Source organism: Gordonia alkanivorans NBRC 16433, assembly GCF_000225505.1.
GTDB lineage: Bacteria > Actinomycetota > Actinomycetes > Mycobacteriales > Mycobacteriaceae > Gordonia > Gordonia alkanivorans.
This window is the reverse complement of sequence record NZ_BACI01000002.1, coordinates 199,507-207,988: the sequence shown is the minus strand read 5'-3', so window position 1 is coordinate 207,988 and position 8,482 is coordinate 199,507. Positions and strand designations below refer to the sequence as shown.

The following is an 8,482-nucleotide window of genomic DNA, read 5'->3' as shown; positions in this document are numbered from 1 at the left end:
CATGAGCGTCGCCTTAATATACCCCGCTCTCATCCTTGGTTGTGCGCGGCCTCACACTATCGTGCGGTGCGACTTCGGGAGCCCCGACATACCTTGCTTGATGTGAGCAATTCCCCGACGACGTCCGCGACTGATGACCAGAGCACCATAACTTGGTCGGTCGACCAACGGGAACAAAACCTACCACTTCGTTCCAACGTGGGGCCTTTTCGTCCGCCACGCTCGGCCGACGAGGTCCGGGTGTGGTCGCCCGGGGCCGGGAAGGTGGACCTCGTCGTCCGATCCGGAGGTCCCGGCTCCCCCACCCGATCGGTGCCGATGTCCGCCGACGCGGGAGGGTGGTGGCGGGTCCCCGCGGACTCCGCGATCGAGACCGGCCCGGACCTCCGCTACGGGTTCTCGATCGACGGCGGGCCGGTGCGTCCCGATCCGCGCTCGGTCCGTCAACCCGAAGGCGTCCACGAGATGTCGGCGCTGTTCACCGTCGACGCGTCGTCGTGGAGCGACGCCGGCTGGGCCGGCCGCGATGTGCACCGCGCGGTGATCTACGAACTCCACCTCGGGACCTTCACCCCGGCAGGCACTCTCGACTCCGCGATCGAACGGCTCGACCACCTCGTCGAACTCGGCGTCGATCTCGTCGAACTGATGCCGGTGAACGCCTTCAACGGCACCCACAACTGGGGTTACGACGGGGTCGGCTGGTACGCCGTGCAGGAAACCTACGGCGGCCCGGCGGCACTCGCCCGTTTCGTCGACGCCTGTCACGCCAAGGGACTCGGTGTCGTCCTCGACGTCGTCTACAACCACCTGGGGCCGTCGGGCAACTATCTGCCGGACTTCGGGCCGTATCTCAGCGAGGGCACGACGTCGTGGGGATCGTCGGTCAACCTGTCCGGACCCGACTCCGACGAGGTTCGCGCCTTCATCGCCGGCACCGCGCTGCGCTGGTTCACCGAATTCCACGTCGACGGACTACGACTCGACGCCGTCCACGCGCTCACCGACCATCGTGCGGTCCACCTCCTCGAGGAACTGGCCGCCGCGACGGACGCGTTGTCGGCCGAACTCGGGCGTCCGCTGTCGCTGATCGCGGAGAGCGACCTCAACGATCCACGGATGTTCCTCCCGCGATCGGCCGGCGGTCTCGGTCTGGCCGCCCAGTGGGACGACGACATCCATCACGCCGTCCACGCCCTCGTCTCCGGTGAGCGACAGGGCTACTACGCCGACTTCGGCGGTTTCGACTGTCTCGCAAAGGTCCTGACCGGAGGCTTCTTCCACGACGGCACTTACTCGTCGTTCCGACGCCGCTGCCACGGCCGGCCGATCCCGACCGATCGGGTGCCCGCGTCGTCGTTGCTGGCCTATACCTGCACCCACGATCAAGTGGGCAACCGGGCGATCGGCGACCGGCCGAGCGCTTACCTGGACGGCGGGCAGCTCGCGATCAAGGCCGCCCTGGTCCTGTTGTCCCCCTTCACGCCGATGCTCTTCATGGGTGAGGAATGGGCCGCGGCCACCCCGTTCCAGTTCTTCACCTCCCACCCCGAACCGGAACTGGGCCGGGCGACCGCGGAGGGCCGGAAGTCGGAGTTCGCCGAACACGGCTGGGACAGCGACGATGTGCCCGACCCACAAGACCCGGAGACCTTCGAGCGGTCGAAGCTGGACTGGTCGGAGCCGACCCGGCCCGACCACGCCCGCGTGCTCGAGTTCTACCGGTCTGTGATCGCACTCCGGAAAGCCGAAGCAGCCCTGCATGATCCGGCATTCGCCTCCGTCGACGCCGAATTCGACGAGGCGGCAGGCTGGTTCGCGATGCACCGCGGCCAATGGTCGGTGGTGTGCGTTCCCGGTGATGCGCCCGTGGCACTCCCCTGGCCGCTCGACATCCGGCTGGCCTGGGAGCAACCGGCCGACGGAGTGTCAGCCGGGCACAACGTGATCGTCGGACTGCGGTAGCTCAGGTCAGGTACTCGTAGGCCGGCGATCCCGGCTCGAGGCGCTCACAGTGCAGGCGCGAGCGCGCCATCCGGTCCATCAGAGCGCCGAGGCCGTCCGGGCTGCCGAGTTCGACGCCCACCAGGGCGGCACCGGTCTCGCGATTGTTGCGTTTGACGTACTCGAAGAGCGTGATGTCGTCGTCGGGCCCCAGGACCTCGTCGAGGAAGCGCCGCAGTGCACCCGGCTCCTGCGGGAAGTCGACCAGGAAGTAGTGCTTCAGACCGCGGTGCACCAGTGAGCGTTCGATGATCTCGCCGTAGCGGGAGACGTCGTTGTTGCCACCGGACACCAGGCACACGACGACCGCGTCGGCGGGTAGCCGCAGCTTGCCCAAGGCGGCCACCGCAAGGGCACCGGCGGGTTCGGCGATGATGCCCTCGTTCTGGTAGAGCTCCAGCATCGCCGAGCAGATGGCGCCCTCGTCGACGTGCGTGATGTGCGCCGTGCCGGGGGTCGGCGAGAGCGGACCGTCCGGGATGATCTGCGTCGCCGGGGTCGCGGAGATGCCGGCGAGGATCGGGTGATCGCTGACGCTCGCACCGAGCTCGGACATCACCCGGTGCCCGATGCTGCCGATTCGTTTCACGGCCGCGCCGTCGACGAAGGGATCGATCTCGTCGAGGGTGACCGGGCCGCCGTTGACCAGTGCCGCACTCAACGAGACGGCCCCGGTCGGCTCGACCCCGACGATCGTCACGTCGCCGGAGAGTCCACGGAGGTAGGTGGCCATGCCGGCCAGACATCCGCCGCCACCGACGGGTGCGACGACGACGTCGGGCACGCGGCCCAGCTGCTCGACGATCTCGCGCGCGATGGTGCCCTGCCCGGCCGCGGTCCGCGGGTCGTCGAAGGCGTGGATCCACGCGGAGCCGGTGCTCATCACATCGGCCTGAGCGGCGGCGGCAGCCGCGTCGTAGGTTTCCCCGATGGCCTTCAGCTCGACGAAATCGCCACCGTGCCAGGCGATCCGGTCGCGCTTCTGCTTCGGGGTGGTGGTCGGGACGTAGATCCGTCCGGGCACCTTCATGCTCTTGCACGCAAAAGCGACACCCTGGGCGTGGTTTCCGGCGCTGGCCGCGACCACACCGCGGGACAGCTCGTCGGCCGAGAGCTGGGCCATCACGTTGTACGCGCCGCGGATCTTGTAGGAGCGAACCGTCTGCAGGTCTTCGCGCTTGAGGTAGATCTGGGCACCCGTCCCCGACAGTCGCGGGCAGGCCTCGAGCGGGGTACGCGCCACCGCGTCGGCGATTCGCTCCGACGCCGCCTCGATGGCGTCGAGGCTCAGTGCCGGACCGTGCTGGTGAACAGGGACGTGGTGCGTACTCACGACTGCCATGTTCTCACTGCGCGGGATAGTTCGAGGCGCCCGGGTACATCGATGTCGGCAGGGCCGGTGTGCACGGGCGACCGCTGTCGCCCGCATACCGGGGTTGCGCGGCCGGAGAGGTGGGTATATCGGCGAAACCGCTCGTCGTCCCGAGCCCCTGCGCAAGACTGGCGATGGACAGCGGCAGCACGACCCGCCACCTGATCAGGGAGCAGTCAATGACATCTCGCCAGCCCTCTCCGCGCCGATCCCGGCGTACCTCACGCCTCACCCGGATCGCCGCCGGCGCGGCGTCCGCGGCCATGGCGCTGGGTCTCGCCACGGCGGTCGGTCCCGCCCCCGCCTCCGCGGCGCCGCAGTGCCCGGGAGCCGCTCCCGCCCGACTCGTCGGTGTCGTTCCCGGCGCCGCGCTCGAAGGTCTCACGGTCGACGCCGGTGGACGGCTCTACACCACCGACCTCATCTCCGGTCGCGTCTTCCGGTTGAACGGGCCGGGTGCGCCTGCGGTCCCGATCGCGCGAGTGCCCGGCGGTAACGGTGCGGGTGCGCTCACCTGGACTCCCGGCGGAACCCTGCTGGTCGGTTACGGCGCCGACCCCCGCGTCATCGTCGGCGACGCCCTGCGCCATGCGTCCATCGGCCGCCTGGATGTCAACACCCGCGCGTTCCGGCCCTGGGTGACCGGACTGTCCGCAGCGAACGGGATGGATGTGGCGGCGAGCGGAAACGTCTACGCCACCAACGACTTCGGCAATCTCATCGGACGGGTCTCACCGGGCGGCGCGGTGAACGCCGCGTGGGGTGCACTGCCGAGCGCCAACGGCGCGGTCCTGAGCCGCGACGATCGCTGGCTCTACGTCTCGCGCACCTTCGTGAACCCGGGCGTCAGCCGCATCTCGACGACGAACCCGCGGGTGGTGCAGAGCCTGCTCGGTGTGGGTGCACCGTCGACTCCGGATGGACTGACGCTCGATTCCCGCGACCGGCCGGTCGTGCCGTTCAACGCGACCGGTGAGATCGTCCGGATCACCTCGCCCGGACGCTACTGCGTGCTGGCGAGCGGACTGCCGACGTCGAGCGTGCTCTCCTACGGCCGCGGCGACCGCGGCTTCTCGACCGGACGTCTGTACCGGGCCGGATTCGACGGACGGATCTACGAGATCCCCGGCGGATTCGACCGGGGTGCGACGGCCGCGTTCCCGGGCAGGTAGCGCCCACCCCACCACACCGCGAGGACCGCCACCGCCGTCACCCACGCAGTGGCCTGCAACGATCCGAAGATCAGCAGGGTCACGACGGCGGTGGCGACTCCCGCGAGAACGGCATGGGCTTTGTGAGCGGGCCAGTCGACACCGAAGACCTCGACCGTGCGGTGCGCACGCCGAACCGGACGGTGCGCGTTGATGCCGATCATCGTGGTCATCTGCGAACACTCCCCTCGACGGCTGGGCGTGACTGGACGTGCCGTCGAGTATAGCGCCTGTCGAAGAGAAATGTTCGGCGGGCCGAAACTATGGTGTCGGGCGCCCCGGTGTCAGCCCAGGCAGCTGGGTCCGAGCAGTGCTTTCAGGTCGCCCATCAGCGCGGAACTCGGCGCCACCCGCAGGGACTCGGTCAGCTTGAGCTGTGTCTGCCGCTTGTCGCTGACGAGCGTCACGTGCACGTCGGCCATGCCCGGATGCCGGGTCAGCACCTGCTTGAGCGCCTGGACCCGATCCGGGGTGCACAGCCGGGCGGACAGCGTCAGGGCCACCGGCTTGGTCGCGCCGGCGGTCTCGAGGTCCGGGACGGCGAGGTCGTTCGCGCTGATCATCATGCTGTCCTCGCGCAGGTTCACGCGGGCCTTGATCAGCACGATGTTGTCGGCCACGATGTCCATCCCGTACGCCACGTAGGCGCGGGGGAAGAAATAGACCTCGACACCACCGACCATGTCCTCGAGGGTGACCGCGGCCCACGGCTCGCCCTTCTTGTTCACCCGGCGCGTCACCGACGAGATGATGCCGCCGATCGTGATCTGCGCACCGTCGGAGATGTTGCCCTCCAGCAGCGACGTGATCGAGGTGTCGGTGTGCGCGGAGATGGCGTGTTCGACGCCGGCCAGCGGATGCCCGGAGACGTAGAGACCCAGCATCTCCCGCTCGATCGCGAGCTTGTGCTTGGTGTCCCACTCCTCCTCGGGGACCTTGACCGCGAAGACCTCGGCCATCGAGTCGTCGGCCCCACCGGCGTCGCCGAAGAGGTCGAACTGTCCGATCGCCTCGGCCTTCTTGGTGCCGATGACCGATTCGACGGCCTCGGCGTGCACCAGGAACAGGCCCTTGCGCGGATGACCGAGGGAGTCGAAGGCGCCCGCCTTGATCAGCGATTCCGTCACCTTCTTGTTGCAGGCGGTGACGTCGATCTTGCCGAGGTAGTCGGAGAAGCTGGTGAACTTCCCTTTCTCCTCGCGGGCGTTGATGATCGAGCCCACGACGCCCGAACCGACGTTGCGGATGGCGGCGAGACCGAAGCGGATGTCGGCGCCGACGGCCGCGAAGTTGCGCTGCGACTCGTTGACGTCCGGCGGGAGCACGGTGATGCCGAGCTTGCGGCAGTCGGCGAGGTAGATCGCCGCCTTGTCCTTGTCGTCGCCGACGGAGGTGAGCAGACCGGCCATGTACTCGGCGGGGTAGTTCGCCTTGAGGTAGGCGGTCCAGAAGGAGACGAGACCATAGCCCGCGGCGTGCGATTTGTTGAACGCGTAGCCGGCGAACGGCAACACCGTGTCCCACAGTGCGGTGATCGCCGCCTGCGAGAAACCGTTGTTGCGCATGCCCTCCGCGAAGCCGTCATAGGCCTCGTCGAGGATCTCCTTCTTCTTCTTGCCCATCGCGCGACGGAGCAGGTCTGCTTGTCCGAGCGAGTAGCCGGCGACCTTCTGCGCGATCTGCATGATCTGCTCTTGGTAGACGATCAGACCGTAGGTCTCGGAGAGGATCTCCTTCAGCGGCTCCTCGAGCTCCGGGTGGATCGGCCGGATCTCCTGGAGACCGTTCTTGCGCTTGGCGTAGTCGGTGTGGGCGTTCACACCCATCGGACCGGGTCGGTACAGCGCCAGGACGGCCACGATGTCCTCGAACCCGGTGGGCTGCATCATCTTCAGGAGTTCGCGCATGGCCGCGCCGTCGAGCTGGAACACGCCGAGCGTGTCGCCGCGGGCGAGCAGCTCGTAGGTCTTCTCGTCCTCGAGCGGCAGCGCGTCGAGGTCCAGATCGATCCCGCGGTTGAGCTTGATGTTCTCCAGGGCGTCACCGATGACGGTGAGGTTGCGCAGACCCAGGAAGTCCATCTTCAGCAGGCCGATGGCCTCACACGACGGGTAGTCCCAGCCGGTGATGATCGCGCCGTCCTGTGCGCGCTTCCAGACCGGGATCGCGTCGGTCAGCGGCTCCGACGACATGATCACCGCACAGGCGTGCACACCGGCGTTGCGGATCAGGCCCTCGAGGCCGAGCGCGGTGTCGTAGATCTTCTTGACGTCCGGGTCGGTCTCGATGAGCGTGCGGACCTCGGTGGCCTCGCCGTAGCGCTCGTGCTCGGGGTTCGTGATGCCCCAGACCGGGATGTCCTTGGCCATGATGGGCGGCGGCAGCGCCTTGGTGATGCGGTCGGCGATCGCGAAACCCGGCTGACCGAACTGGACTCGTGCGGAGTCCTTGATGGCGGCCTTGGTCTTGATCGTTCCGAAGGTGATGACCTGGGCGACCTTGTCGTTACCCCACCGGTCGGTCGCATAGCGCACCATCTCGCCACGGCGACGATCGTCGAAGTCGATGTCGATATCGGGCATCGACACGCGCTCGGGGTTGAGGAATCGCTCGAACAGCAGCCCGTGCGGGATCGGGTCGATGTTGGTGATTCCCAGCGCCCACGCGACCAGCGAGCCGGCCGCCGAACCACGGCCCGGGCCGACGCGGATACCGACCTCGAGGGCGTGGCGGATCAGGTCTCCGACCACCAGGAAGTAGGCCGGGAAGCCCATCTGGATGATGACGTCGAGCTCGTAGTTGGCCCGGTCGAGGTACTCCTGCGGCACCTCGGTCCCGGCGAAACGACGCTCGCGGAGTCCCTTCGCCACCTCCTTGCGCAGGAAGGTCTGCTGGGTCTCGCCATCGGGCACCGGGAAGACCGGCATGCGGTCGCGGTGGGTGAAGACCTCCTTGTAGGACTGGACGCGCTCGCCGATCTCGAGCGTGTTGTCGCATGCGCCCGGCACCACCGAGTCCCACTGCTCGCGCATCTCCGCGGCCGACTTCAGGTAGTAGCCGTCGCCGTCGAACTTGAAGCGGGTCGGATCGGACAGCGTCTTGCCGGTCTGCACGCACAGCAGCGCCTCGTGGGCGGCGGCATGCTCCTTGGTGACGTAGTGGCAGTCGTTGGTGACGATCGGCTCGATACCGAGTTTGCGGCCGATGTCGAGGAGACCGTCGCGCACGCGGCGCTCGATCTCGAGGCCGTGCTCCATCAGCTCGAGGTAGAAGTTCTCCTTGCCGAAGATCTCCTGCCACTTCGCCGCGGCCTCGAGGGCCTCGCGGTCGTGGCCCAGGCGAAGCCGGGTCTGCACCTCACCCGACGGGCAACCGGTGGTCGCGATGATGCCCTCGGCGTACTCGGCGATCAGGTCGGCGTCCATACGCGCCCACTTGCCGAGCTGCCCCTCGATGGAGGCGAGCGAGGACAGCTTGAACAGGTTGCGCAGACCGGTCGCGTTCTCGGCGACCATGGTCATGTGCGTGTAAGCACCCGAACCCGAGACGTCGTCGCTCTTCTGCTCGCGTGAACCCCACTGGACACGTTTGGTGTCGAACCGCGAACCGGGCGCGATGTAGGCCTCGATGCCGATGATCGGCTTGATGTCGTTCTTGATCGCGGTGTTGTAGAACTCGCTGGCACCGAACATGTTTCCGTGGTCGGTCATGCCGATGGCAGTCATGCCCAGCCGCTTGGCCTCGGCGAACAACGGTGACACCTTGGCCGCACCATCGAGCATCGAGTACTCGGTGTGGTTGTGCAGGTGAACAAACGAGTCCGTCACGGTGCCTCTTCTGTGCTCGCTGGTTGCTGTGCTCGCCGGTCTTCGTACTCGCCGGTCGCCGAGTCCGG

The 8,482-nt window shown here is 67.6% G+C and carries 5 protein-coding genes; 2 read left to right on the top strand and 3 right to left on the bottom strand.

What is annotated here, in order from left to right; all coding sequences use genetic code 11:
- Positions 1 to 240: 240 nt before the first annotated feature.
- Positions 241 to 1,965: a malto-oligosyltrehalose trehalohydrolase gene (treZ, locus tag GOALK_RS00945; protein WP_006356903.1), complete on the top strand. Its 1,725-nt coding sequence runs from the start codon at positions 241 to 243 to the stop codon at positions 1,963 to 1,965.
- Between the two features lies 1 nt (position 1,966).
- Here the strand turns inward: treZ and ilvA are convergent, their stop codons facing one another.
- Entirely contained in the window at positions 1,967 to 3,346 is a 1,380-nt protein-coding gene (gene ilvA, locus GOALK_RS00940) for a threonine ammonia-lyase IlvA (RefSeq protein WP_006356902.1), read from the bottom strand.
- Between the two features lie 293 nt (positions 3,347 to 3,639).
- On the opposite strand from ilvA, the gene GOALK_RS00935 reads away from it, so the two are divergent.
- On the top strand, positions 3,640 to 4,548 hold the full coding sequence (locus GOALK_RS00935) for an SMP-30/gluconolactonase/LRE family protein (protein WP_006356901.1): 909 nt from the start codon (positions 3,640 to 3,642) through the stop codon (positions 4,546 to 4,548).
- On the opposite strand, the gene GOALK_RS00930 is transcribed toward GOALK_RS00935, so the two are convergent.
- Both GOALK_RS00930 and dnaE read right to left on the bottom strand, forming a co-directional pair.
- Entirely contained in the window at positions 4,491 to 4,760 is a 270-nt protein-coding gene (locus GOALK_RS00930) for a hypothetical protein (protein WP_006356900.1), read from the bottom strand. The two genes, GOALK_RS00935 and GOALK_RS00930, sit on opposite strands and share 58 nt — an antisense overlap.
- Positions 4,761 to 4,871: 111 nt before the next feature.
- Positions 4,872 to 8,414, bottom strand: a complete 3,543-nt coding sequence (dnaE, locus tag GOALK_RS00925) for a DNA polymerase III subunit alpha (RefSeq protein ID WP_006356899.1) — start codon at positions 8,412 to 8,414, stop codon at positions 4,872 to 4,874.
- Positions 8,415 to 8,482 lie beyond the last annotated feature (68 nt).

Coding starts and splice junctions, on each gene's coding strand:
- ilvA (WP_006356902.1), bottom strand. CDS start 3,346: ATGGCAGTCGTGAGTACGCACCACGTCCCTGTTCACCAGCACGGTCCG.
- GOALK_RS00935 (WP_006356901.1), top strand. CDS start 3,640: ATGGCGCTGGGTCTCGCCACGGCGGTCGGTCCCGCCCCCGCCTCCGCG.
- GOALK_RS00930 (WP_006356900.1), bottom strand. CDS start 4,760: ATGACCACGATGATCGGCATCAACGCGCACCGTCCGGTTCGGCGTGCG.